26 protein-coding genes, 2 tRNA genes and 1 other RNA gene are annotated in these 24538 nt (G+C 73.1%); 9 read left to right on the top strand and 20 right to left on the bottom strand.

The window, feature by feature from the left end; genetic code table 11:
- Positions 1 to 7: 7 nt before the first annotated feature.
- From ACFC8N_RS10200 to ACFC8N_RS10185, 4 genes are all read right to left on the bottom strand, one after another.
- Positions 8 to 478, bottom strand: a complete 471-nt coding sequence (locus ACFC8N_RS10200; protein WP_376287832.1) for a PPOX class F420-dependent oxidoreductase — start codon at positions 476 to 478, stop codon at positions 8 to 10.
- A gap of 51 nt (positions 479 to 529) precedes the next feature.
- Positions 530 to 1351, bottom strand: a complete 822-nt coding sequence (locus ACFC8N_RS10195; protein ID WP_356029897.1) for a YceI family protein — start codon at positions 1349 to 1351, stop codon at positions 530 to 532.
- Positions 1352 to 1455: 104 nt separating this feature from the next.
- Positions 1456 to 4026: an MFS transporter gene (locus ACFC8N_RS10190; protein ID WP_356029898.1), complete on the bottom strand. Its 2571-nt coding sequence runs from the start codon at positions 4024 to 4026 to the stop codon at positions 1456 to 1458.
- Positions 4027 to 4039: 13 nt separating this feature from the next.
- Positions 4040 to 4540, bottom strand: coding sequence for a MarR family transcriptional regulator (locus ACFC8N_RS10185; RefSeq protein ID WP_356029899.1), 501 nt, complete (start codon positions 4538 to 4540; stop codon positions 4040 to 4042).
- 216 nt (positions 4541 to 4756) lie between these two features.
- Here ACFC8N_RS10185 and ACFC8N_RS10180 point away from each other — a divergent pair, with 216 nt between their 5' ends.
- Positions 4757 to 4963 (top strand): hypothetical protein, encoded by a 207-nt coding sequence (locus ACFC8N_RS10180; RefSeq protein WP_356029900.1) that lies wholly within the window; start codon positions 4757 to 4759, stop codon positions 4961 to 4963.
- A gap of 15 nt (positions 4964 to 4978) precedes the next feature.
- Here ACFC8N_RS10180 and ACFC8N_RS10175 read toward each other — a convergent pair whose 3' ends face one another.
- The 9 genes from ACFC8N_RS10175 to ACFC8N_RS10135 form a co-directional block, all read right to left on the bottom strand.
- A complete protein-coding gene (locus ACFC8N_RS10175) occupies positions 4979 to 5755 on the bottom strand; it encodes a hypothetical protein (protein WP_376287829.1) in 777 nt (258 codons plus the stop codon).
- 49 nt (positions 5756 to 5804) lie between these two features.
- Positions 5805 to 6743: an RNA polymerase sigma factor SigF gene (locus ACFC8N_RS10170; RefSeq protein WP_376287827.1), complete on the bottom strand. Its 939-nt coding sequence runs from the start codon at positions 6741 to 6743 to the stop codon at positions 5805 to 5807.
- Positions 6744 to 7160: 417 nt separating this feature from the next.
- Entirely contained in the window at positions 7161 to 8009 is an 849-nt protein-coding gene (locus tag ACFC8N_RS10165; protein ID WP_356029966.1) for an RNA polymerase sigma factor SigF, read from the bottom strand.
- Between the two features lie 174 nt (positions 8010 to 8183).
- Complete coding sequence (locus tag ACFC8N_RS10160) at positions 8184 to 8477, bottom strand: Dabb family protein (protein WP_356029903.1); 294 nt, start codon at positions 8475 to 8477, stop codon at positions 8184 to 8186.
- A gap of 10 nt (positions 8478 to 8487) precedes the next feature.
- Positions 8488 to 8667, bottom strand: coding sequence for a hypothetical protein (locus ACFC8N_RS10155; protein ID WP_071377271.1), 180 nt, complete (start codon positions 8665 to 8667; stop codon positions 8488 to 8490).
- 198 nt (positions 8668 to 8865) lie between these two features.
- Positions 8866 to 8950, bottom strand: a tRNA-Ser gene (locus ACFC8N_RS10150).
- Positions 8951 to 8995: 45 nt separating this feature from the next.
- Complete coding sequence (gene tadA / locus ACFC8N_RS10145; RefSeq protein WP_362823061.1) at positions 8996 to 9427, bottom strand: tRNA adenosine(34) deaminase TadA; 432 nt, start codon at positions 9425 to 9427, stop codon at positions 8996 to 8998.
- A gap of 65 nt (positions 9428 to 9492) precedes the next feature.
- Positions 9493 to 10032 carry a hypothetical protein gene (locus ACFC8N_RS10140; protein ID WP_356029968.1) on the bottom strand — a complete coding sequence of 180 codons (540 nt, stop codon included), beginning with the start codon at positions 10030 to 10032 and terminating at the stop codon, positions 9493 to 9495.
- Positions 10033 to 10357: 325 nt separating this feature from the next.
- Positions 10358 to 10600, bottom strand: coding sequence for a hypothetical protein (locus tag ACFC8N_RS10135; protein ID WP_356029904.1), 243 nt, complete (start codon positions 10598 to 10600; stop codon positions 10358 to 10360).
- Positions 10601 to 10696: 96 nt separating this feature from the next.
- Between ACFC8N_RS10135 and upp the strand changes: the two genes are divergently transcribed.
- Positions 10697 to 11332 carry a uracil phosphoribosyltransferase gene (upp, locus tag ACFC8N_RS10130; RefSeq protein ID WP_356029905.1) on the top strand — a complete coding sequence of 212 codons (636 nt, stop codon included), beginning with the start codon at positions 10697 to 10699 and terminating at the stop codon, positions 11330 to 11332.
- 25 nt (positions 11333 to 11357) lie between these two features.
- Here upp and ACFC8N_RS10125 read toward each other — a convergent pair whose 3' ends face one another.
- The 6 genes from ACFC8N_RS10125 to ACFC8N_RS10100 form a co-directional block, all read right to left on the bottom strand.
- A complete protein-coding gene (locus ACFC8N_RS10125; protein ID WP_376287824.1) occupies positions 11358 to 12005 on the bottom strand; it encodes a LytR C-terminal domain-containing protein in 648 nt (215 codons plus the stop codon).
- Positions 12006 to 12103: 98 nt separating this feature from the next.
- Positions 12104 to 12400 carry a type II toxin-antitoxin system VapB family antitoxin gene (locus tag ACFC8N_RS10120; protein ID WP_004943146.1) on the bottom strand — a complete coding sequence of 99 codons (297 nt, stop codon included), beginning with the start codon at positions 12398 to 12400 and terminating at the stop codon, positions 12104 to 12106.
- A gap of 373 nt (positions 12401 to 12773) precedes the next feature.
- Positions 12774 to 12899: a hypothetical protein gene (locus ACFC8N_RS10115; protein ID WP_356029907.1), complete on the bottom strand. Its 126-nt coding sequence runs from the start codon at positions 12897 to 12899 to the stop codon at positions 12774 to 12776.
- Positions 12900 to 12956: 57 nt separating this feature from the next.
- Entirely contained in the window at positions 12957 to 13301 is a 345-nt protein-coding gene (locus ACFC8N_RS10110; protein ID WP_356029908.1) for a hypothetical protein, read from the bottom strand.
- 134 nt (positions 13302 to 13435) lie between these two features.
- Complete coding sequence (locus ACFC8N_RS10105; RefSeq protein WP_356029909.1) at positions 13436 to 14116, bottom strand: HdeD family acid-resistance protein; 681 nt, start codon at positions 14114 to 14116, stop codon at positions 13436 to 13438.
- A 63-nt stretch (positions 14117 to 14179) separates the two neighbouring features.
- Positions 14180 to 14773, bottom strand: coding sequence for an HhH-GPD-type base excision DNA repair protein (locus ACFC8N_RS10100; RefSeq protein ID WP_356029969.1), 594 nt, complete (start codon positions 14771 to 14773; stop codon positions 14180 to 14182).
- Between the two features lie 227 nt (positions 14774 to 15000).
- Here ACFC8N_RS10100 and ACFC8N_RS10095 point away from each other — a divergent pair, with 227 nt between their 5' ends.
- The 3 genes from ACFC8N_RS10095 to ACFC8N_RS10085 all read left to right on the top strand — a co-directional run bounded on the left by ACFC8N_RS10095 (position 15001) and on the right by ACFC8N_RS10085 (position 18192).
- Positions 15001 to 15477 (top strand): cupin domain-containing protein, encoded by a 477-nt coding sequence (locus ACFC8N_RS10095; RefSeq protein ID WP_356029910.1) that lies wholly within the window; start codon positions 15001 to 15003, stop codon positions 15475 to 15477.
- Positions 15474 to 16244: an SDR family NAD(P)-dependent oxidoreductase gene (locus ACFC8N_RS10090; RefSeq protein ID WP_376287821.1), complete on the top strand. Its 771-nt coding sequence runs from the start codon at positions 15474 to 15476 to the stop codon at positions 16242 to 16244. The genes ACFC8N_RS10095 and ACFC8N_RS10090 overlap by 4 nt, the downstream gene beginning before the upstream one ends.
- 169 nt (positions 16245 to 16413) lie before the next feature.
- Positions 16414 to 18192, top strand: a complete 1779-nt coding sequence (locus ACFC8N_RS10085) for a copper resistance protein CopC (RefSeq protein WP_376288035.1) — start codon at positions 16414 to 16416, stop codon at positions 18190 to 18192.
- Positions 18193 to 18362: 170 nt separating this feature from the next.
- Here ACFC8N_RS10085 and ACFC8N_RS10080 read toward each other — a convergent pair.
- Positions 18363 to 18447 (bottom strand) — tRNA-Ser (locus ACFC8N_RS10080).
- Positions 18448 to 18567: 120 nt separating this feature from the next.
- On the opposite strand from ACFC8N_RS10080, the gene ffs reads away from it, so the two are divergent.
- The 4 genes from ffs to ACFC8N_RS10060 all read left to right on the top strand — a co-directional run bounded on the left by ffs (position 18568) and on the right by ACFC8N_RS10060 (position 24401).
- An RNA gene (ffs, locus tag ACFC8N_RS10075) (signal recognition particle sRNA small type) lies at positions 18568 to 18664 on the top strand.
- A gap of 38 nt (positions 18665 to 18702) precedes the next feature.
- A complete protein-coding gene (locus ACFC8N_RS10070) occupies positions 18703 to 20919 on the top strand; it encodes a DNA polymerase III subunit gamma and tau (protein WP_376287819.1) in 2217 nt (738 codons plus the stop codon).
- A gap of 167 nt (positions 20920 to 21086) precedes the next feature.
- Positions 21087 to 22355 carry a phosphoribosylamine--glycine ligase gene (gene purD / locus ACFC8N_RS10065; RefSeq protein ID WP_376287817.1) on the top strand — a complete coding sequence of 423 codons (1269 nt, stop codon included), beginning with the start codon at positions 21087 to 21089 and terminating at the stop codon, positions 22353 to 22355.
- A gap of 285 nt (positions 22356 to 22640) precedes the next feature.
- Positions 22641 to 24401 carry a hypothetical protein gene (locus tag ACFC8N_RS10060; RefSeq protein WP_356029918.1) on the top strand — a complete coding sequence of 587 codons (1761 nt, stop codon included), beginning with the start codon at positions 22641 to 22643 and terminating at the stop codon, positions 24399 to 24401.
- The last annotated feature ends 137 nt before the right edge of the window (positions 24402 to 24538 follow it).

The raw sequence follows: 24538 nt of genomic DNA, 5'->3' as shown, positions 1-24538 counted from the left end.
GCGGTGTCTATCGGTCGTCGGCCAGCCGCGCCGGAAACCCTCCGGTCGCCACCGGGCCCCAGCGGTCGGGGGTGACGCGGATGAGGGACTTGCCCTGCCTCAGCATCGCCTCGCGGTATTCGTCCCAGTCGGGGTGTTCGCCGGCGATGTTGCGGTAGTACTCGACGAGCGGTTCCACGGAGTCGGGGGTGTCGAGGACCTCGGCGGTGCCGTCGATCTGGACCCAGGGGCCGTTCCACTCGTCGCTCAGGACGAGCAGGCTGACCCGGTGGTCGCGCTTGGCGTTGCGGGTCTTGGCGCGCTCGGGATAGGTGGAGACGACGATCCGTCCCGCGTCGTCGACCCCACAGGTCAGCGGGGAGGCCTGCGGCCCGCCGTCGGCGCGGCGCGTGATGAGCAGCGCGCGATGGCGGGGGCGTACGAAGTCCAGCAGCTCGGCGAGCGATACACGGGTGTTGGTCGCGATGTTCGGTGCCATGGCACGCCAGCCTAGGGGCAGCAACGGCGGTTGTGGCTGACCCTGCTGTGCCTACGCCTGGGGCAGTGAATCCCCCTGGACCGCCTGGATGTCCAGCTCGACCTTCAGCGTCGTGCCGATCGCGGCGATGCCGGCCTGGAGGACCTGGTTGTAGTTCATGGCGAAGTCCTCGCGGCGCAGCTCCGCCGTCGCGCGGAACGCGGCGCGCGTGCCGCCCCAGGGGTCGGCGCCGGTGCCGAGGTAGGCCAGGTCCAGGTCGACCGGCCGCACGATGCCGTGCATGGACAGCTCGCCGTGCACCGTCCAGCGGTCGGAGCCGGCCGGCGACAGGCCGGTGGAGCGGTAGGTGATCTCCGGGTGCTGCTCCACGTCCAGGAAGTCCGCGGACTTCAGGTGCGTGTCGCGCATGCCGTTGCCGGTGTCGACGGACGCGGCCTTGATCACGGCCTCCACCCGGGACTTGGCGATGTCGTCGGGCGCGATCTCGATCGTGCCGCCGAACTCCGCGAACCGGCCGTGCACGCTGGAGATGCCCAGGTGCTGGGCGACCGCGGCGACGGAGGAGTGCACCGGGTCGATCGTCCAGGGGCCGGGCGGCGGCAGTTCGGTGCCGCCCTGCCGGGCCAGTGTGACCGTGCCGACCTCGGCGCGGCCGCTCGCGGTGACGATCGCCGAGGAGGCCGCGGGCGCGTAGCCCACGGCGGTCACGATCACGGTGTACGCCCCCGGCGCCAGCTCGGTGGTGTCCCGCACGGCCCCCTCGGCATCCGTCTCGGCGCGCAGCACCTGCGAACCGGTCATGTCGGTCACCGTGACGACCGCGTGCGACACGGCCCACCCGTCCCGCGTACGGATCTTCGCGGTCAGTCCCATCCCGTTTTCTCCCTGCAAAGCCTTGCTCATCGGTCTCAAGCGAACCGGCCCGTGGCACACGCACGACGGGTACGACCGTACGTGCGCCACGGGCCGGGGTGGAACTACTCGCCGGGGTGAGCGAGTTCGATCTGGTGCCCGTCGACCCCGGAGCCGGCGACGGTCAGAGCCGTCGCCACCGGCGGGTAGCCCGTCGCGATGACGGTGTACTCGCCGCTGTCCAGGTCGGTGAAGGCGTACGCCCCGTCCGTACCGGTGGTGGAGGTGCCGACCACGTTGCCGGCCTGGTCGACCAGGGTCACCCGGGCGTCGGCCAGCGGGCCGTGCGGGGCCCGGACGACACCCTGGAGCCGGGCACCGGCGTCCAGGTCGATCTCGATCCGGGTGAGCCCGGTGGTGCCGACCTCGACCGGCAGGGCGCGCGGCCGGAAGCCGCTCGCGTTGACGGCCAGCGTGACCGTGCCCGGCACCAGGTCGGCGAAGGCGAACTGGCCCTGCTCGCCGGTGGCGGCGGTGGCCAGCAGGTCACCGCGGACGTCGGTGACGATCACCATCGCGTCCTTGACCGGCAGCGCGCTGCCCGCGGCCCGGACCACACCGGTCAGCCCGCTGGTGCCGCTGAGCAGGATGTCGTACGACAGCGGCTCGCCGCCCACCACGATGGTGGAGGCCTGCGGCTGGTAGCCGTCGGCGGAGGCGATGAGGACGTACGAACCCGTGCCCGGGGCGTCGACGGAGTAGGAGCCGTCGCCCTGGGCGACCGCGCGGCCCAGCTGGCGGCCGGTCAGCGAGATCAGGGTGACCGCGGCCTGCGGGACCGGGGCGCTCTCGGCGCCGCGGACGAAGCCGTGCACCGGGGTGCCGCCACTGCCGCCCGAGCCGGGCTCGGCGAGCGCGACGGCGGTCGCCACCGGCGCGGCGGCCGCGGCGACAGCCGGGGAAGCGGCGGAGGTGTCCGACACGACGGGCGTGGCCCAGCTGGGCACCTTCTGCTGTGCGGGCTCCTGCACGGTGTTCTCCACAGTGGTCACAACGCTCTCCACGGGGGCGGCGGCTTCCGCGGCCGCCCCGCTCTTCTCCTGCGCCGCCTGGGCCAGCGCGCCGGACGTCCGCAGCGGGACCTCCTTGATGAACAGCACCGTGATGAGCGCGATCAGCGCGAACGGGGCCGCGTAGAGGAAGACGTCCGCGATGCCGTGGCCGTAGGCGCCCTCCAGCCAGGTGCGCACCGGGGCCGGCAGGGCGTTCATGTCGGGCAGCTGACCGCTGCCGACGGCCTTGGCCGCCGCCTCCTGCGCCTTCGGGCTCAGCTCGGTGATGGTGTCCTTGGCGTGGTGGGTGATCCGCTCGGACATGACCGAGCCGAGCACGCCGACGCCGACCGCACCGCCGAGGGAGCGGAAGAAGCTCACCACGGAGGAGGCGGCGCCCAGCTCGTGCGGGGCGACCTGGTTCTGCGTGGACAGCACCAGGTTCTGCATCATCGTGCCGACGCCGATGCCGAGCAGCGCCATGTAGATCGACAGCTCCCAGTACGGGGTGTCGTAGCGCATCAGACCGAGCAGGGCGAGGCCCGCGGTGAGGGAGACACCGCCGCCGACCAGCCAGCCCTTCCAGCGGCCGGTGCTGGTGATGAAGCGGCCGGAGACCATGGACGCGACGAACAGGCCGCCGATCATCGGGATGGTCATGACGCCGGACATCGTCGGCGACTTGTCGCGGGCCAGCTGGAAGTACTGCGAGAAGAACACGGTGCCCGCGTACATGCCGATACCGACGAACAGGGAGGCCAGCGACGCCAGCGTGATCGTGCGGTTGCGGAAGAAGCGCAGCGGGATGATCGGCTCGGCGGCCTTGGTCTCGGTGAACACGAACAGCAGCGCGAGCACGATCGTGCCGCCCACCATCGTGTACGTCTGCCAGGACAGCCAGGCGTACTTGTCGTTGGCGAAGGTGACCCAGACCAGCAGCAGCGAGGCGGCCGCGGTGATGAAGAAGGCGCCGGTCCAGTCGACCTTGACCTTCCGCCTGGCGACCGGCAGGTGCAGCGTCTTCTGCAGCACGACCAGCGCGATCAGCGCGAAGGGGATGCCGACGAACAGGCAGTAGCGCCAGCCGAGCCAGGAGGTGTCGGTGATGACGCCGCCGAGCAGCGGGCCGCCGACGGTGGCGAGGGCGAAGGTGGCTCCGGTGTAGCCGGAGTACCGGCCGCGCTCGCGCGGGGAGATCATCGCGGCCATGATGACCTGCACCAGGGCGGACAGACCGCCGGCGCCGAGGCCCTGGATGACACGCGCGCTGATCAGCATCGCCGGGTTCTGCGCGAGACCGGCGACGACCGAGCCTATGACGTAGATGACCAGGGATATCTGGACGAGGGCCTTCTTGCTGACCAGGTCGGCGAGCTTGCCCCACAGCGGCACGGAGGCGGTCATGGCGAGCAGTGCCGCCGTGACGACCCAGGTGTAGGCGGACTGGCCGCCGCCGATGCTCTTGATGATCGTCGGCAGTGCGTTGGTGACGATCGTCGAGGAGAGGATGGCGGCGAACAGGCCCAGGAGCAGGCCGGACAGCGCCTCCATGATCTGCCGGTGCGTCATCGGGGCGTGCTCGGCCGAGGAGCCTCCCCCGTGCTTGGCATGAGCCCGCACACCGGCTGGTGTGGTCGTTGCCATGGGCTTCCTTTTCTTACGTGCTTGCGGGTGTACGGGTGGTCTTTTCGAGTACGGGGGCGGGGATGCGGCACGCCGAGGAGGCGGACCGGCAGTCGCCGAACGAGTCGCGCAGGCGGGTCATCAGCCGGATGAGCTGGGCGACCTCTTCGTCGGTCCAGTCGGCGAGCCGCTCCGCGAGCAGGTGCGTGGTGCGCCGGGACAGCTCGTCGAGCTGTGCCAGCCCCGCGGGCGTCAGGCGCAGGATCCGCGAGCGCTTGTCCGCGGGGTCCGGCAGCCGTTCGATCCAGCCGCGCGCCGCGACGTGCGCGACATGCCGGCTGGTGACCGACATGTCCACGGAGAGCAGCTCCGCGAGCTTGCTCATGCGCATGTCGCCGTGGCGCCCCAGCAGGGTCAGCACGGCGGCCGAGCCGGTCGGGCAGTCGGGCGGAAGGATCCGTCCCAGGTCCCGTTTCACGGCTCCGACGGCACTGAGCTGACGCGCCAGCTCTTCGAACTGCGCCTGCTCGGCCATCACACCTCCCGTATTCGTTGCTTGGGGCAACCATAGGGGTGTTTGGTTGCTGCAGGCAAACAAATCGGGGTCCGGCGGCGCAAAAACTTGGCAAAGGCATGTATTGCAAACGTAAATATGCAGGTGGGGGTGGGTGGCGTGCCCCCCTCTGTCCCGGTGGGGCCGTGGTGGACCCCACTTGGGCGGCCGGGGCCGTCTTCGCTAAGGTCTCGGGCCATGGCTAACACCCAGGGCCCCGAGGGCAACTACGACCCCGCCGGCAGCACCCAGATGTTCCGCGCGTTCGTCGACGAGGCCCCCCAGGGGCGTCAGGCGCAGACGGCCGCGACCTCCTCCTCCGGCGGTCCGCGCGTCGGCCTGATCATCGGCGTCATCGTCGCGATCGCCGTGGTGGCGGGCGTGGCCTGGCTGGCGCTCAAGTAGTTCTCTACGCCGGGATCACTTCCACTGGACGGAGACGTCCCGCGTCTCGATGTGCATGCCGAGCGGCACGCGCCAGGCGTCGACGCACACCGTCCAGACGGGCTTCACCCGCGCGCCCGGCGCGATCGGCACCGGGAGGCCGGCCGCCGAGTCGATCGTCCCCCAGTCGATGCCGAGCGCGCCGATGACGTGCGTCCCGAACGTCACCGACCCCGAACGCACCGCCGTGCCGCCCGAGTTGCGGAACTCGACGGTCACCTTCTGGCACCAGCGCTGATCGGTGTCCTTCGTCGCCGGCTTGCCCCAGGAGAGCTCGGCCGGGCCGGCGGTCGTGCCGGCGCCGGGAGTTGGGGTGGGGGAGGTGCCGGAGGCGGACGGTTCGGGAGGCGTGGGCGTCGTGCCGGACGGGCCGCCCGCGCCGTCGGAGGGACCGGATGTGGCCGGCGCCGGTGTGCTCTGCCCCGGGCTGCCGGGGGAGCCGGAAGCACCGGGAGCGGCTGACGCGGCGCTCCGGCGCGGTGAACCGGGCGGGCCCGTAGGCGAGTTGCCGTCGAGCGGGGTCAGCGAGACCGAGCCCGTCGGGGTGGCCGCCGCCGTACCGGCCCGGTCCGGACCGCCCACCGCGCCGACCGCGACGTAACCGCCGCCCGGGCCCCGGTCCGCGCACGCGGCGAGCACCCCGCCCAGGACGACGACGGCCGCCGATGCTGCCGTAACGGCGCCTCGGCGGCCACGCGTCCATGTCGCACGGGTTGTTGGAGCGGTGTCGTCCGGCCCTGTCGCGCGCAGCATCGGGCCAGTGTCGCTGACGAACCGTCAGAAATGAACCCTCAGTCGGTTCTCAGTCCGAGATCAGCCCTTCCCGCAACTGCGCCAGCGTCCGCGTCAGCAGCCGGGAGACGTGCATCTGGGAGATGCCGACCTCCTCGCCGATCTGGGACTGCGTCATGTTGGCGAAGAAGCGGAGCATGATGATCCGGCGCTCGCGAGGCGGGAGTTTGGCCAGCAGGGGCTTCAGGGACTCGCGGTACTCCACGCCCTCCAGGGCCGTGTCCTCGTAGCCGAGGCGGTCGGCCAGCGAGCCCTCGCCGCCGTCGTCCTCGGGGGCCGGGGAGTCGAGGGAGGAGGCGGTGTAGGCGTTGCCCACCGCGAGGCCGTCGACGACGTCCTCCTCGGAGACGCCGAGCACGGCGGCCAGTTCCGTCACCGTCGGGGAGCGGTCCAGCTTCTGGGAGAGTTCGTCGCTCGCCTTGGTGAGGGCGAGGCGCAGCTCCTGGAGGCGGCGCGGGACACGCACCGACCACGAGGTGTCCCGGAAGAACCGCTTGATCTCGCCGACCACCGTCGGCATCGCGAAGGTCGGGAACTCCACGCCCCGTTCGCAGTCGAAACGGTCGATCGCCTTGATCAGGCCGATGGTGCCGACCTGGACGATGTCCTCCATCGGCTCGTTGCGGGAGCGGAAGCGCGCGGCCGCGTAGCGGACCAGCGGCAGGTTCAGCTCGATCAGGGTGTCCCGGACGTAGGCCCGCTCGGGGCTGTCCTCGCCGAGGGCGGCGAGCCGCAGGAACAGCGAGCGGGACAGGGTGCGGGTGTCGATGTCCCCGGTGGCCGGCAGGACCGGGACGGGCGCGGCCTCCTGGGCAGGCGGGGACGGCACGGCGTCGAGGGCCGTGACGGCCTCGATTCCGTCGAGGACGTCGAGAGCGTCGAGCTCCTTGGGCGCTGCCTCGCTCGGCGCGGGCGTCAGCACCTTGGAGTTGCCCTGGTCTGCGGACATGCCACCCCCTTTGGGTCGCGGGACGGTCGTGGCGGCGCCGTCTTTCGAGCAACGCAGCCTTCACCTGAATACCGGAGCCGAGGGCCCGGCAAACGCGTCTCCCGCAGAATGTCACATGTCGGCAACACGCTGTAGTGACATGTCGACATGAAAGATCCGAATCGGCCCTGGAGAGAAGGGGTCTGACGCTATTTCGGGCCCCAACTGGCGGCATCGGCCCAGGTGAGCGATTCGCCCGCGACGGTTACCGCTCGCTCGGGTATGCGATGCAGAACCGCTTGAGGCGTGCTTCCGTGCGCCCGCTATGCATCGACCGAACGCCCCCCACGCTTCGGTCCGTACCGATTCTTATCGTGCCCTTAGGCGCAAGCCCCTTAAGCGCGAGCCCTTAAGCGCGAGCCCTTACGCGCGGAGCCCTTAGGCGTCGATGCGATTCGCGGAGCGCAGCCGCTGGAAGCTGCGGGCGAGGAGCCGCGAGACGTGCATCTGGGAGACGCCCAGCTCCGCGCTGATCTGCGACTGGGTGAGGTTGCTGTAGTAGCGCAGGAGGAGGATGCGCTGCTCGCGCTCGGGGAGTTGGACGAGCAGATGCCGGACCAGGTCGCGGTGTTCCACGCCGTCGAGAGCCGGGTCCTCGTAGCCGATCCGGTCGAGCAGACCGGGCAGTCCGTCGCCCTCCTGCGCGGCCTCCAGCGAGGTGGCGTGGTACGACCGTCCCGCCTCGATGCAGCTCAGCACCTCGTCCTCGCTGATCCGCAGCCGCTCGGCGATCTCGGCGGTGGACGGGGAGCGGCCGAAGAGCGTGGTGAGATCCTCGGTCGCGCTGTTGACCTGCACCCACAGCTCGTGCAGCCGGCGCGGTACGTGGACCGTGCGGACGTTGTCCCGGAAGTACCGTTTGATCTCGCCGACGACGGTCGGCATCGCGAAGGTCGGGAACTGCACGCCCCGGTCCGGGTCGAAGCGGTCGATGGCGTTGATCAGGCCGATGGTGCCGACCTGGACGACGTCCTCCATCGGCTCGTTGCGGGAGCGAAAGCGCGCGGCCGCGTAGCGCACGAGCGGGAGGTTCGCCTCGATCAGCGCCCCGCGCACCCGGTTGTGCTCCGGCGTGCCCGGAGCGAGCTGCTTCAGTTCGGCGAAGAGCACCTGGGTGAGGGCTCGGGTGTCGGCGCTGCGCCGCTTCTCGGGGGGTACGGGCACGGGATCGGGCGCAGGGGGTGCCTCCTCCTCCTGGGGTGGCGCAGTACTGGCCGACACGGTCAACGCCACCTCTTCGTCGCTCAATCATCGGTCAAAAGCGGTCATAGCATCACAAGACATGTGCACTGTGTGCAAGCACCGCATAACGCCGTGTTGTGTTCAAATTTCGACAAGTTGGGGCGTGCGACACACGAAAGCCCCCCGCCGGTCCGGCGGAGGGCTCGGGTGGAGCGGGGATCAGAACGCGTAGTCGGCGATCACCCACGTGGCGAACTCGCGCCACAGGGCGACGCCCGCCTGATGGGCCGGGTGCTCCAGGTAGCGCTGGAGGGCGGCGGTGTCCTCGACGGCCGAGTTGATCGCGAAGTCGTAGGCGATGGGCCGGTCGGTGATGTTCCAGGCGCACTCCCAGAACCGCAGCTCCTCGATCTGGTCGCCCAGGGCCCTGAAGGCCTCCACACCGGCGACGACCCGCGGATCGTCGCGCTCGACGCCCTCGTTGAGCTTGAAGAGGACCAGGTGCCGGATCATGCGATGTACCTCAGCTCTTTCCCCCGTTGGCGAGCCACGTCATGAAGTCGCCCACGGACTTGGCGGCGTCCGATATGCCCTCGAAGACTATCTGGACGTAGTGCGCCGCCTTGGGCGGGTCAGTGATGATCACGTACAGCGCGAAGACCACGAGCGCGTACACGGCGATCTTCTTGGCGTTCACCGCCACCGCGGCCTCCCCTGTGCCTGTCCCTGTGGGCCCCTGTTGCCGGCCGCGAGTGTAACCTTCACGCCTCGTTCGAGGACCAACGGCCCGCCGCCGGGGGCCCTTTGCCGGCCCGCGCGAGCGGCGCGCACGTGCGGGGTCCGTAGACCGGATCCGTACGACGAGAAGGGCCCCGTCTCACGACAGGGCCCTTCTTCGAAGCGGTAGCGGAGGGATTTGAACCCTCGGTGACTTGCGCCACACTCGCTTTCGAGGCGAGCTCCTTCGGCCGCTCGGACACGCTACCGAGGGAGACCCTACAGCACGGCGGGGCATGGTTCGAAATCGGTATTCAGCGGTCCCGGAAAAACTCCGTGAGCAGCTGGGCGCACTCCGTCGCGAGGACGCCCTCGATCACCTCGGGCCGGTGGTTGAGCCGCCGGTCGCGGACCACGTCCCACAGCGAGCCCGCCGCGCCCGCCTTGTCGTCCCGGGCGCCGTAGACGACCCGGTCGACGCGGGACTGGACGAGCGCGCCGGCGCACATCGTGCACGGCTCCAGCGTGACCACGAGCGTGCAGCCGGTCAGCCGCCACTCCCCGAGCCGTGCCGCGGCCCGCCGGATCGCGAGGACCTCCGCGTGGGCCGTGGGATCACCGGTGGCCTCGCGCTCGTTGTGCCCGGCGCCGAGCACCGTCGTACCGTCCGGGGACAGGACGACGGCGCCGACGGGGACGTCGCCGCCCCGGACGGCCCGCTCGGCCTCGTCCAGGGCGAGCCGCATCGCGGCCCGCCAGCGGTCGCGTACCGGGTCCGCCACGGCTGCCGGACTCTCGGAGTTCTCGGTGGTCAGCGGACGGTCTCCAGGACCTCGGCGGCGCCCAGGGCCTCGGCGATCGAGCCCAGCGCGTCCTCGGCGTCCAGGATGCGCAGCTCCTTCTCGCCGATGCCCAGGTCGTCGAGGATCCGGCTGTCGCCCACCGGGCTGTGCGGGACGGCGTCGGCGCCGCCGCCGGCAGCGTCGTCGTCGTCATCCTCCTCCGACTCGCCGTCCTCCGTGCCGTCGAGGTCCAGGGAGTCCAGGTCGGGGCCGTCGTCCGAGCCGGGCTCCCGGCCGAGCAGTTCGTCGGTGAGCAGCAGCTCGCCGTACGCGCTGCGCTGGGCGGCGGCGGCGTCCGAGACGTAGATGCGAGGGTCGTCCTCGCCGTCGATGCGGACGACGCCGAACCAGGCGTCCTCCTGCTCGATCAGGACGAGCACCGTGTCGTCGTCGGGAGAGGCTTCCCGGGCCAGGTCGGCCAGATCCGACAGGGTCTCCACATTGTCGAGCTCCGTGTCGCTCGCTTCCCACCCGTCTTCGGTGCGCGCGAGCAGTGCGGCGAAGTACACCGTGACTCTCCCACTGGTCATAGGTGTGCCGGTTGGGGGTCCCCCCGGCGGAGGTATGTGGGTGGAGAGAGCTGGGCTCCGAGCCCCACCCACTCGGAATCGTGGCAGAAACAAGACGTTCAGGGGACGTCTTCGGCTCCCTGTGTCTCGCAGCCGCCTTGCGGATCGTACGCGGCTTTTCCCAGCGCTCACGCACGCCCACCACGCAAACACCGCCGTGGACGTGGATCTTCCTCACCGAGAACTTTCTCACCGGGCCCCGCTCCTGATGCCTCCTCCTCGCGGGCGGTTCCACCCTGTGCGGGTACGGCGGACCACGGACGGCCTACCAGCGGAATGTCCGCATGCGCTGTGCGTGGCGCATGCGGGCGGCCTTGGCGCGCCGCGGCTGGACCCGGGCGCGCAGCTCGCGGGCCTCGGCGAGATCACGCAGGAACTCGGCGCGTCGGCGGCGCCGTTCGGCGTCGGACCCGGGGACGCCGGCGGCGCGTATCGGGGGCTCGCCACGGTCCCCGGTGCCGCCGGTGTCCCCGGGCGCGTCCTCAGGAAGGTCAGGCAGGTCAGGCACGTCGCACCACCCCGGTTCCGTCCCTCCCACTTTCCCCCGTACGGCCCCTTCGACGCCAGGGCCGGAGGGGGTTCGGTCGCAGGTACCGTTAGGGGCATGCGTCTCCACGTCGTCGACCACCCCCTGGTCGCTCACAAGCTCACCACGCTGCGCGACCGGCGCACCGACTCCGCGACCTTCCGCCGGCTGGCCGATGAACTGGTCACCCTGCTGGCCTACGAGGCCACGCGGGACGTGCGCACCGAGGCCGTCGACATCGACACCCCGGTCGCGCGGACCACGGGCGTCAAGCTCGCCCGCCCCCGCCCGCTGGTCGTGCCGATCCTGCGCGCCGGTCTCGGCATGCTGGACGGCATGGTCCGGCTGCTGCCGACCGCCGAGGTGGGCTTCCTGGGCATGATCCGCAACGAGCAGACCCTCCAGGCCTCCACGTACGCCTCGCGCATGCCGGAGGACCTCTCGGGCCGCCAGGTGTACGTCCTGGACCCGATGCTGGCCACGGGCGGCACGCTCGTCGCGGCGATCCAGGAGCTGATCAGGCGCGGTGCGGACGATGTGACCGCCGTGGTGCTGCTCGCCGCGCCCGAGGGCGTCGCGGTGATGGAGCGCGAGCTGGCGGGCACGCCGGTGACGGTCGTGACGGCGGCGGTGGACGACCACCTCAACGAGCACGGCTACATCGTGCCGGGGCTGGGCGACGCGGGAGACCGGCTGTACGGCGCGGCGGAGTAGCTCCGGCAGCCCTGCGGGGCGCTTTTCAGCACCCCTTCTTCGACGTCGCCGCCGACTGCGGCGCCGTCAGGGCCGTCAACGCCTGCTGGGCGTCCGCGGGCTTCGCCAGTGCCGTGAAGCCGTCGCCCAGGATGAGGTCCAGGTCGGCGCCCTTGCGGCCGGCGTCGGTGCGGCGCTCGGCGCCGGCCAGTTCGGTGGCCAGCACCGGCAGGGAGCTGTCCTGGGCGGCGGCGGGGCCGAGGAGTACGCCGGTGCCCTTGACCTTCTTGTCGTAGTCCTTGCTGGCGTTGCCCACGTCACCGATCTTGAAGCCGCGCTTCTTGAGTTCGTCGGCGGTGGCCTTGGCGAGCCCGCCGCGGGCGGTGGCGTTGTAGACGTTCACGGTGATCTGGCCCGGCTTGGGCAGGGTCTTCGGCTGTGCGGCCGGCGTCGCCGTGGCGGCGGCCCCGGGCCGGCAGGCGGTCTTCGCACCGGTCGCCGTGGTCTTCTTGGTGCCGCCGGAGAAGACGTCGATGAGCTGCAGGGTGCCCCACGCGATCAGGCCGAGCGCGCAGGCGGACGCGACCACGGCGGCCACGAGCCGGGCGCGGCGCCGCGGCGGACGCATCCGAGGGTATTTGTCCCCCGTGATCCGGTACTGGCCGCCCATGCCAGGGGGAGTCAGCATGCTCATGGGCGCAGCGTAGTGCGCCCGAGCGGCGATGCCTATTAGATGATCAGTCGATCCCGCTCAGCGGAACCCGAAAGGGTCAACGGCCGTGCCGGGCCGGGTCAGTCGAGTTCGAGCACGCGCGCGTGCAGCACCTGGCGCTGCTGGAGGGCGGCGCGGACCGCGCGGTGCAGGCCGTCCTCCAGATAGAGGTCGCCCTGCCACTTCACGACGTGCGCGAAGAGGTCGCCGTAGAACGTCGAGTCCTCCGCCAGCAGGGTCTCCAGATCGAGCTGCTGCTTGGTGGTCACGAGCTGATCGAGGCGGACCGGGCGCGGCGCGACGTCCGCCCACTGCCGGGTGCTTTCCCGGCCGTGGTCGGGGTACGGCCGGCCGTTTCCGATGCGCTTGAAGATCACACGGAAAGCCTACCGGCCCAGACGTTCCGGGCGCAGCCATGGCGGCTGAGTGCGCCCTTTTGAAAGCCCTGAAAAGATGGAGTGAAACGGGCAAATGGGCTGGTACCGGGAACGGGGCCTGCGTTGAGTGACCGCGGGACCACGCCGTCCACGCAAGCGCCGCGCGCTCCACGAGCGTTGTGCACAGGCTGTGGACCGCGAGTCGGCGCACGAGAAGCCGACCGCCGCCGCGGCCCGAGGCGCCGCCCGCGCCCGCGCCTGTGCCCCGGGAGGTCGCCGGCCCGCTCCGTGGGCACGCGGCCGGGCCGTGAGATCACCCGCTCCCTGTTCGGCACGGCCCGGCGGAGACGGCGGCCCCGCCGGGCCGGTGCGTTCAGCGGTCCCGTTCCTCGGGCTTCCGCTGCGGTTCCGGACGGTTCTCGTCCGGCTTGCGCGCCGCGGCGCGCCTCGCCTCCGCGCGCAGCAGGGCGCGCAGGACGGCGTACGGATCCTGGGGCATGGCTGTGCTCCTTGCGTCGAGCCGACTGACCTTGCGTGGTGTGGGGACGCGGGTCTGTCAGCAGCGCAGGACCACCGTGCGCAGCAGGGGTGTCGCGTACGGCGCCCGGAGCGCGGCGGGGCACGGGCGGCGCGCCGGCGCGGCCGGGCCGGGCAGGGGCGCGGGGCACTCGGGAGCGTCGGCCCGGTGGACGGCACGGGCGGCCGGCCGCAGGAGGAGGTCGAGGCCGTCGAGGGCGTCGGTGACGTCGTGGCCGTCGTGGTGCTCGGAGGTGTCGGCCGAGACGGCGCAGACGGGGGCCGCGTGGGCCTGCGCGTGCGCGACCGGCACCCACAGGGCGAGGAGCAGCACGAGCACCCGCAGCCAGGTACGGCTGCGCGGGCGGCGCGAGGTCCTGCTCACGACAGGTTTCTCCCCGGCGCGGGCGGTGTGTGCAGCACCGGGGGCCGCAGATCCGCCCGGTCGGGGGAGGAGAGGGGCATCGTGTTGACGCAACGGGGCGACGGGCCGGGACGACGGCTCAGACGGTCTGACGCTCAGGCGGTCTTCGGGATCCGCTTGGCCCGGCCGCGGATGCCGAACGCGGTGATGATCTCCGTGATCCCGACCGCGACCAGCCAGATGCCGCCGACGAGGGTCAGGACGGCGACCGAGTGGAACGGCGAGTCGATGAGCACGATGCCGGCGATGAAGGTGAGGATCCCGAGGAAGACCTGCCAGCCCCGGGCGGGGGTGCGCGGGTCGGAGGCGGCGGCCAGGGTCTGGGTGATGCCGCGGATCAGCCAGCCGATGCCGATCCACAGGGCGAGCAGCAGGATCGACTGCATGGGCCCGCGGAAACTGAGCAGGCCGAGCAGGATCGACAGGGCACCGCTGATGAAGGCCAGCACGCGCAGCGAGGTCGCCATGTGCGTGCCGAACGCGGCGCCCAGCTGGAAGATGCCGCTGATGAGGAGGTAGAGGCCGAAGAGGACGCCGGCCGCGCGCAGCGAGGGGCCGGGCCAGACCAGGACCAGGATCCCGAGGATCAGCGAGGCGATCCCGGTGACCAGGACCACCTGCCAGGCGGCCCGGGACAGGGCGTGCAGCGGGCCTTCGAACGGCGGCTCGGGCTCGTGCCGCCTGCCCGCCGCCCCGCCCGCCTGCCGGGCCGCGTGGACGTTCCGGTCGTCGTACCCAGGGCCCTGGTCGGAGCCACTGCTCGGTGCCTCGGTCATGGTTCATGCTGTGACCGGCGGGGCCGGGCGTGCCATCAGGGAGGGCCGGTCGGGTGAACGGGCCTACGTGCCGGAGGCCTTCGCCGCCGCCTTCATCTCCTGCTTGTGCGCCCGCACCTTGGCCAGTGACTCGGGGCCCGTGATGTCGGCGACGGAGCGGTAGGCCTTCGGTTCGCCGTACGCGCCGGCCGCCTCCCGCCATCCCGGGGGCGTGACGCCGAGCTGCTTGCCGAGCAGCGCGAGGAAGATCTGGGCCTTCTGTTTGCCGAACCCGGGCAGCGCCTCCAGCCGTTTCAGCAGCTCGGCACCGGTCGGCACGTCCCGCCAGACGGCCTCGGCGTCCCCGTCGTAGTGCTCGGCGAGGTACTGGCACAGCTGCTGGATCCGCTTGGCCATCGAGCCGGGGTAGCGGTGCACCGCCGGCTTGTCGGAGAGCAGCGCGGCGAAGTCCTCGGGGTTCATCGCGGCGATCTCGTGCGCGTCGAGGTCTCCCTCGCCCCCGGCGCCGAGCCGGTCGGCGATGGTGCGCGGGCCCTTGAACGCCCACTCCATCGGAACCTGCTGGTCGAGCAGCATGCCCACCAGCGCGGCGAGCGGGGAGCGACCGAGCAGCGCATCGGCCTCGGGGTCCTGGGCGAGGTGCAGGGTGACGTCCATGGCTCGATGATCGCCCGGCCGCGCGCGGGCCGCAGCCGGGGGTGCCCCGCCCCGGCCGTCGTCCGTCGCCGCCGGAGTCGCCGTGAGGGCTCTGCGCAACGCGCCTCCTTGAACGAGACGAACGAGATGGGTGCGGGACGAACGAGACGGGCGAGACGAACGAGGCGAACGGAGCGGGCCCAACTCGCCGTCCCGGAACGGACGGTGCACCCCCTAGCCTTCTCCCCGTGACGACGCCCGAAGAGCTGATCGCCCACTACGGACTCGAACCCATCCCCCGCGAAGGCGGCCTGTACCGGCGTACCTGGGCGGGACCCGTCCGCCCGGACGGCCGCCCGGCGGGCTCCGCCATCGTCGCCCTGCTCACCGCGGACGACTACTCCGCCCTGCACCGCCTGCCGACCGACGAGATCTGGCACTTCTACCTCGGCGACCCGCTCCGCCTCCTGCTCCTCGCCCCCGACGGCACCGCCCGCACCGCCGTCCTCGGCCCCGCCCCGCTGTCCGGCCAGCACGTCCAGCTGACCGTGCCCGCCGGCACCTGGATGGGCGGACGGGTCGCCCCGGGCGGCGCCTGGACGCTCTTCGGCACCACGATGGCCCCAGGATTCACCGAGGCGGACTACGAACACGGCGACGCGGCGGCCCTGACGGCGCGTTACCCCGCCGAGGCCGCCCGCATCACGGAACTGTCCCGCCCATGACCACGCACACCCTCCTCGAAGGACAGACGGCGCTGGTGACCGGCGCGGGCGGCGGCATCGGCCGCGCCATCGCCCTGCGCTTCGCCGAGCGGGGCGCGGCGGTGGCCCTGCACTGCCGTACGGCGGTGGCGGCGGCCGGTGAAGTCGCCGACCGCATCCGGGAGTCGGGCGGCGAGGCCGTCGTCCTGCGGGCGGACCTGACGGACGAGGAGGCCTGCCACCGCCTGATCGGGGAGACGACGCGATGGTCCGGCGGCCGCCTCACCGCGCTCGTCAACAACGCGGCCGTCCAGCCCGTGCAGCCCCTGCCCGGGATGACGGCGGCCGACTGGCGCGCGGTCGTCGACACCGACCTCACCAGCGTCTTCGCCTGCACCCAGGCCGCCGCGGCCCACATGCGCGCGCACGGCGGCGGCACCGTCACCCACATCGCCTCCATCGAGGCCGACCGCCCCGCCCCCGGCCACGCCCACTACAGCGCGGCCAAGGCGGCGGTGGTCATGCACGCCCGCGCGGCGGCCCTGGAGTACGGTCCGGACGGCATCCGCGTCAACACGGTCTCGCCGGGCCTGATCGACCGGGAGGGCCTGGCCGACGCCTGGCCGGACGGCGTGCGCCGCTGGCTCGCCGCCGCCCCCACCGGCCGCCTGGGCCGCCCCGAGGACGTGGCCGACGCCTGTGTGTTCCTGGCCTCGCCGCTCGCGAGCTGGATCACCGGGCACGACCTGGTCGTGGACGGCGGCGTCTCGGCCCGCCAGACGTGGTGAGCAACGGAGCCGAACCCTCCGTACCTATAGGGAACATGACCCACGGGGAACACGGCGGGCCGACGGAGGGGACCAGGTGCAGCTGCGCGACCGACACCGAGGGCCGGGCGGACGGCTGAACCGTCGGCCGAACGGCGCCCGGCCGAGCTGTTGGCCGCGCCGCCTGGCCCTGCTCTGCACCGGTCTGCTCCTGCTCCTCCTCGGCGCGGCGGCCCCGGCCGCGGCCCACGCGGCCGTGCGCGCGACGGACCCCGCCGACGGCACCGTCCTGCGTACGGCCCCCCGTCAGGTGACCCTGACGTTCACCGAGTCGGTCGGCCTGCTCACCGACTCGTTCCGGGTCTACGACCCCGCCAACCACCGCGTGCGCACGGGCGCCGCCGGCCACGCCCCCGGCCGCCCGGACACCGCCCGCGTCCCGCTGCCCGCCAGGCTCGCCCAGGGCACCTACACGGTCGCCTGGCGGGTGGTCTCGGCGGACAGCCACCCGGTGTCCGGCGCGCTGACCTTCTCGGTCGGCACCCGCACGGCGACGGCCGCGAGCACGGCCCCCGACACCACGGAGAACCCGGCGACGGCGGCCCTGTACAACATCGCGCGCTACCTCGCCTACCTCTCCCTGGCCCTCCTCCTCGGCACGGCCGCGTTCGTGGCGTACTGCCGCCCGCCGAAGGCGGCCCCGCTGCGCACCCCCGTCCTGGCGGCGGCCTGGACCCTCATCGCGTCCACGGCGGCCCTGTTCGTCCTGCGCGCACCGTACGAGGAGGGCGCGCCCCCGACGCAGGCACTCTCCCTCACCGCCCTCGCCCGTACGGCGACCACCCGCCCCGGCGAACTCCTCCTCGCCCGGCTGGCGTTGCTGCTGCTGGCCGCCACGGTGGTGCTGGTGCTGCGAGCCCGCCGCACCCGTCTGCCCCGCCGCGCGACACTGGCGGTGGCCGCGGCCGTGTCCGTCCCCCTGGCCCTGACCTGGGCGGCGGCCGAACACGCCGCGGCGGGCATCCAGGTCCCGCTGGCGATCACCTCCGCCACCCTCCATCTGCTGGCCATGGGCACCTGGCTGGGCGGCCTGGCCGCGCTCCTGCGCACCCTGTCCCGCACCCCGGCGCTCCCGCTCTCGGTCCCGGCCCGCTTCTCCCGCCTGGCCCTCGCCTCGGTGACGGTCCTCGCGGTGACCGGCGTGTACCAGTCCTGGCGGGGCCTCGGTTCCTGGCAGGCCCTGACGGACACGGCGTACGGCCGCACCCTGCTGGCCAAACTGGCCGCGGTGGCCGCCCTGCTCCTGGCGGCGGCCTGCTCCCGCGCCTGGACGACCCGCACGGCAGGGGCCCGGACCCGGCCGCAGGTACGGACGACAACCCCGGCCCGCATCCCCGAACCGGCGACGGGCCCCCCACTCCCCGAGCAACCGTCCCCTCCCGCCCCCACCCCCGCTCCGCCCCCGTCCCTCCCCCTCCACCACCTGCGCCGCTCGGTACTGGTGGAGGCCGCCGTGGCCGCGGTGGTCCTGGCCCTGACGACCCTCCTGACCAGCACCGTCCCCGGCCGCACGGCGACGGAGGCGGCGCAGGCGACGGCGACCGGCACGGCGGACGCGGGCATCCCGACGGCATCGGTGACGACGATCCCCTTCGACGTCGGCACCCCGGGCGGCCGGGGCAAGGTCCAGATCACCCTGGACCCCGGCCGGGTCGGCACCTGCTCCGTCCAGGCGGTCGTCTACGGCCCCGACGGCGGCCTGTCCACCGTCCCCGAACTCCGCATCACCCTCACCCTCCCCGCCCGGCGCATCGGCCCCCTGGACACCAGGGTCACCGACCGCGGCGGCTACTGGGCAGCCGACTCCTTCACCCTCCCCCTCCCGGGCACCTGGACGATGAAGGCGACGGTGCGCGTCTCGGACGTGGACCAGGTGACGGTGTCGGCACCGGTGCGGGTGGCGCGGTAGACAGCACCCAGGAACTCGGGCCGCCGCTCGCGCCGCACGCCACTGTGCTCCACCTCACATGCCGACCGGCTCACGCCCGCTCCTGCCCGTATCGGACCTCGGACCCGGAAACGCGAAAGGCCCCGACCGGCGAACCGGTCGGGGCCTTCAACTGCCCTGTCGGGCTGAGGCGGAGGATACGAGATTCGAACTCGTGAGGGGTTGCCCCCAACACGCTTTCCAAGCGTGCGCCCTAGGCCTCTAGGCGAATCCTCCGCCGGAAACATTACATGACCGAGGGGAGTGCTCGCGAACCCGTTCCCGCAGGCCCGGATCGGGAGTGACCCCGGGCGGTGATCGGGTACTGAACGCGGTCCGCGATCGGGTACTGTGGGGCGCAGCCCCTCACGTGGCGCTATCTGACTGAACTCCCCCAGGGCCGGAAGGCAGCAAGGGTAGGTCGGCTCTGGCGGGTGCGTGGGGGGCCCTTGTTTTCCCGGGTTGTCAGTGGGCGCCTATAACCTCGTATGCGTGTCGTCTCTCGCGCTGTACCGCCGCTATCGCCCGGAGACCTTTGCCGAGGTCATCGGGCAGGAGCATGTCACCGACCCGTTGCAGCAGGCGCTGCGGAACAACCGGGTCAATCACGCGTACCTGTTCAGCGGGCCGCGCGGTTGCGGGAAGACCACCAGCGCGCGCATCCTCGCCCGCTGCCTGAACTGCGAGCAGGGCCCCACCCCCACCCCGTGCGGCGAGTGCCAGTCGTGCCGGGACCTCGCGCGCAACGGCCCGGGCTCCATCGACGTCATCGAGATCGACGCCGCGTCCCACGGCGGTGTGGACGACGCCCGTGAGCTGCGGGAAAAAGCCTTCTTCGGGCCCGCGAGCAGCCGCTACAAGATCTACATCATCGACGAGGCCCACATGGTCACGTCGGCAGGCTTCAACGCGCTGCTGAAGGTCGTCGAGGAGCCGCCGGAGCATCTCAAGTTCATCTTCGCGACCACCGAGCCCGAGAAGGTCATCGGGACCATCCGGTCGCGTACGCACCACTACCCCTTCCGGCTTGTTCCGCCCGGCACGCTGCGGGACTACCTCGGCGAGGTGTGCGGGCGGGAGGACATCCCCGTCGAGGAGGGCGTGCTGCCGCTGGTCGTGCGCGCCGGCGCCGGGTCCGTGCGTGACTCCATGTCCGTCATGGACCAGCTCCTCGCCGGTGCGGGAGAGGAAGGTGTGACGTATGCCATGGCCACCTCCCTCCTCGGCTACACCGACGGCTCGTTGCTCGACTCCGTCGTCGAGGCCTTCGCCACCGGGGACGGGGCCGCGGCCTTCGAGGTCGTCGACCGCGTCATCGAGGGCGGCAACGACCCGCGCCGTTTCGTCGCAGACCTGCTGGAGCGGCTGCGGGATCTCGTGATCCTCGCCGCCGTTCCGGACGCGGTGGACAAGGGGCTCTTCGACGCCCCGGCCGACGTCCTGGAGCGGATGCAGGCGCAGGCCTCCACGTTCGGCGCCGCCGAGCTGAGCCGCGCCGCCGACCTGGTCAACGAGGGCCTGACCGAGATGCGCGGCGCCACCTCGCCCCGCCTCCAGCTGGAACTGATCTGCGCGCGCGTGCTGCTCCCCGCCGCCTACGGCGACGAGCGCTCGGTGATGGCCCGCCTCGACCGCCTCGAACGCGGTGTCAACTTCTCGGGCGGTGCCGGCGCGCCCGCCATGGGGTACGTCCCCGGCCCCGAGGCCCACGGCCAGGGCGGCGGTGCGCCGGTCGCGCCGATGCCGCCGGTCCCGTCGGGCGGCGGTCCCGCCGCGGCCCGTGCCGCCGTCCGCGCGCCGGGGGCTCCGGCAGCACCGGCCCCCGCTCCCGCCCCGACCGCCCCCCAGCCCGCACCCGCGCCTGAGCCCACCCCCACCCCTGCCCCCGAGCCTGCCGTCGCCCAGGCTCCGGCGCAGCCCCCGGCCTCCCCTGCGCCCGCCGCCGGCGCCTGGCCCACGGCCGCCCCGGCCGGTGGCGGCCGGCGTCCCGGTGGCTGGCCCACGGCCGCCCCGGCCGGTGGCCAGGGACAGCAGGCCCCGGCCCCCGGCAGCGCGCCCGCGCAGCCGCAGCACCAGGCGCCCACGGCCCCGGCCCCCGCGCCGACGGCCACGGCAGCACCGGCTCCCGCCCCCGCACCCGCCACCGCGGGCGGCCTCGACCCCCGCGTCCTGTGGCCGAACATCCTGGAGGCCGTCAAGAACCGCCGCCGCTTCACCTGGATCCTGCTCAGCCAGAACGCCCAGGTGGTCGGCTTCGACGGCACGACGCTCCAGCTCGGCTTCGTCAACGCGGGCGCGCGGGACAACTTCTCCGGCAGCGGCAGCGAGGACGTGCTGCGGCAGGCGCTGGCCGAGCAGTTCAACGTGCAGTGGAAGATCGACGCGGTCATCGACCCCTCCGGCGGCTCCGCGCCCCCGGCCCCGGGCGGCTCCGGCGGGGGCTACGGCGCCCCGGCCGCGCCCCGCCCCGCGGCGCCCCAGTCCGCCCCGCAGGCCCCCGCGTCCCCGCCCTCCGGCCCCGCGGCCGCTCCGGCGGCACCCGCCCCGGCCTCGCGGCCCACGCCCGCCCCCGAGCCGCCCCCCGTCGCGCCCGAGGACGACATCCCGGAGGACGACGACCCCGACCTGGACGAGTCGGCCCTCTCCGGCCACGAACTGATCGTGCGGGAGCTGGGGGCGACGGTGGTGGAGGAGTTCTCGAACGAGTAGCCCGGCGGCCGGCCCACGGGCGTACCTCGTTCGAGTAGCGCGTCCTCGGGAGTGCCATCGGGAGTGTCCTGGGGATCGTTCCCCGGGTCTCCTCGGGGTCTATTTGGAGGAAACTCCAGCAAACCCGGCCCCCGGTCTTCGGCAACCTTGCCATTAGGCTGACCCCCGTGAAGGTCCTCGTCATCGGCAGCGGCGCCCGCGAACACGCCCTGTGCCACTCCCTGTCCCTCGACCCCGACGTCACCGCGCTGCACTGCGCCCCCGGCAACGCCGGCATCGCCGAGGTCGCCGAGCTGCACGCGGTCGACGCGCTCGACGGCAAGGCGGTGGCCGCGCTGGCCGCGCGCCTCGGCGCCGAGCTGGTCGTCGTCGGCCCGGAGGCCCCGCTGGTCGCCGGGGTCGCCGACGCCGTCCGGGAGGCGGGCATCCCCGTCTTCGGCCCCTCGAAGGAGGCCGCGCGGCTGGAGGGGTCCAAGGCCTTCGCCAAGGACGTCATGGCGGCGGCCGGGGTGCCGACCGCCCGCTCCTACGTCTGCACGACCGCCGAGGAGGTCGCCGAGGCCCTCGACGCCTTCGGCGCCCCCTACGTCGTCAAGGACGACGGCCTGGCCGCCGGCAAGGGCGTCGTCGTCACCGAGGACGTCGAGCAGGCGACGGCGCACGCCGCCGGCTGCGAGCAGGTCGTCATCGAGGAGTTCCTCGACGGCCCCGAGGTCTCCCTCTTCGCGATCACCGACGGCGAGACCGTCGTACCGCTCCAGCCCGCCCAGGACTTCAAGCGCGCGCTCGACGGCGACGAGGGCCCCAACACCGGCGGCATGGGCGCGTACTCGCCGCTGCCGTGGGCCGACCCGAAGCTGGTCGAGGAGGTGCTGGAGACGGTCCTGCAGCCGACCGTGGACGAACTGCGCCGCCGCGGCACGCCGTTCTCCGGTCTGCTCTACGCCGGGCTCGCGATCACGAGCCGCGGCGTCCGGGTCATCGAGTTCAACGCCCGTTTCGGCGACCCGGAGACCCAGGTCGTGCTGGCCCGGCTGAAGACGCCGCTGGCCGGTGTCCTGCTCGCCGCCGCGAACGGCACACTCGCCGATCTGGCGCCGCTGCGCTGGAGCGAGGACGCCGCCGTGACCGTCGTCGTCGCCTCGCACAACTACCCGGGCACGCCCCGCACCGGCGACCCGATCACCGGCCTGGCCGAGGTGGCCGCCGAGGACGCCCCGCACGCGTACGTGCTGCACGCCGGGACCAGGCGGGACGGCGACGCCGTCGTGAGCGCGGGCGGGCGCGTGCTGTCCGTCACGGCAGTCGGCGAGGACCTGTCCGAGGCGCGCGAGCGCGCGTACCGGGCGGTGGGCCGGATCGGGCTGGACGGCTCCCAGCACCGCACCGACATCGCCGCGAAGGCGGCGCGCGAAGCCGCGGCGGCCCGCGCCTGACCTGGTCGGCCGTCCGCCCGTTCGCCCGCAGGACCCACCCGGGCCCCGGATCCACGATCCGGGGCCTGATCTTTGCTGTCTGTCACCCACCTCTGACCAAAGCCATTCCATCGAGTGAGCAATCGTCTATACGGCTGACGGGGGCCGAGGCCCCAACTAGGGTGCCGCGCAAGCGTTCCGGCACATGGCCCACCGGCATTGCGATGTCAGTGGCGGGTGCCACAGTGGGGGAGTGAGCACCACCAGGCAAGCACGGCAACGGCAGCGAGGGGGTGAGGTCGGCACGTGAGCGGAATCGGTGTGGAAGTGGGCGCGGAGGCCGCGCGCTCCCGGGCCCTCGCGGTCCTGCGGGTCCGGGGCCGGGCACTGGCCGCGGCCCTGCTGCCCGCGGGCGCCGCGGTGATCCTGCTGACCGGCGGCTCCACGGGCCACCTGGTCGGCCCCGGCTGGGACGCCGCCCGGGTGGCGGTGAGCGCGCTCGCCCTGCTGGTGCTGGTGGCCGCCGCCGGCATCGCCCTGGTCGTGGCCCGCGCACGCCCCGCCATGACGCCCACGGTGGCGATCCCGGAGACGTCCGCCCCGGACCTGTACCGGCTGGTGCGCGACCTCGCCGACCGGCTGGACGTGCCGGCCCCCTCGGCCGTCGCGCTCACCCCGGACTGCGACAGCTGGCTGGAGGACCGCACGCACGCGGCGCACGGCCCGCCGGCCCGCTCGGCGCCCGACGAGATAGGCGGACCCCCCGGCTCCCCGCCCCAGCGTCGTACGCCGGTCGCGCCGGTCCTCGTGATCGGCTCCCCGTTCCTGTGGTGGATGCGTGTCGGCGAGCTGCGCGCGGTCCTCGCCCCCGTCGTCGCCGGTACGGGCCCTTCGGCGCACCCCGACATAGCGGCCGCCCGCCGCTTCGTACGCGGGCTGGACGCGGCGCTCGCGGTCGCCTCGGCGCCCGGCCGCGGCCCGCTGGCCCGGCCGGCGTGCGCGGCGCTCGGCTGGGTGGCCCGGCTGCTGCTGAGCGGCTGCCGGGAGCACGCGACGCAGATGGAGCGCGGGGTCGCGGCAGCCGCGGCCGAGCGCGCCCAGGCGGTCGACTACGGCCTCAGGATCGTCGCCCAGGAGCAGGTCGGCCTCGCCTACGCGGGCTGGGACCGGCTGCTGACCCGGGTCGCGCTGCCCGCCTGGCGCATGGGCCGCTGGCCCGCCCGGCTGGACGCGGGCGTGGTCGCGGCGCTCACCGAGCTGTCCCGGCGCGACCGGCTGGCCGAGGGCTTCGCCTCCCGGCTCGGCGAGCGCCCCGCCTGCGACCTGCTGGAGGAGCCCGGCACGGTGGACGAGGCCGCCTCGCTGCTCGCCGCCCGTCTGTTCCACGGCGGTCCCGCCGAGACCGGCCCCGACTGGGCGCCGGTGGACTGGCAGGCGTATCCGGAGGAGGTCGTGGACCGCACCTGGCGCGCCGAGGCGGCCCGGCTGCACCGCGTCCTGGACTCGCTCGGCGTGCGCCCCCCGGTCGACCCCGCGGCTCCCGGCCCCTGCGGCCCCACCCTGGCCCGCGTTCTGGACCACCTCGCCGAGCCCGCCGACGCGCTGCCCCACCGGGCCGCTCCCCGCGCGGCCGACGAGCTTCCGGAGGCCGACGACGCCGAGGGCGGCACGGAGCGCAGCGCCGCCCTCGCCGCCCGGCTGAGCGCGGAGCTGGCCCGGGAGGAGGCCGTCGCGCCGAGCGGGGCGAGCCCCGCGGGCGGCAGCCCGGAGAGCGCGCTGTGGGACGACGGCGCCCTGCCGCTCTTCCCGCTCCAGCCCCCGCGCAGCGGCCGCGACCTCCTCGCCGACCACGTCACGGCGATGGTGTGCTGCGCGGCCGTCGACACCGCCGGCGCGGCCCCGGCCCTGGACTGGCTGGACGGCCCCTCCCTGCTGCTGGACGGCGAGCGGGCCGCCGATCTCACGCCCAAGGTGCTCAGCCTCATCGAGGAGGGGGACCCGGGCCCGCTGCGCGACTGGCTGGCCGCGACCGGAATACGTCCGGAAAAGCCCGTACGGCTCGTCTGACGGACCTCGTCCGACGGGCGTCCAATGGGAGCGCTGACTTCCACTTCAGGTCAATTCGCGACGACCAGTGACCGAGCGCGTGCGTTATGTGATGTGCTGGGAGCGACCACGCACCTGGCAAAGGCGTGCGACATACG

The organism is Streptomyces sp. NPDC055966, assembly GCF_042269865.1.
Classification (GTDB): Bacteria; Actinomycetota; Actinomycetes; order Streptomycetales; family Streptomycetaceae; genus Streptomyces.
The sequence above is the reverse complement of the archived record's forward strand: the minus strand, read 5'-3'. Positions and strand labels throughout refer to the sequence as shown.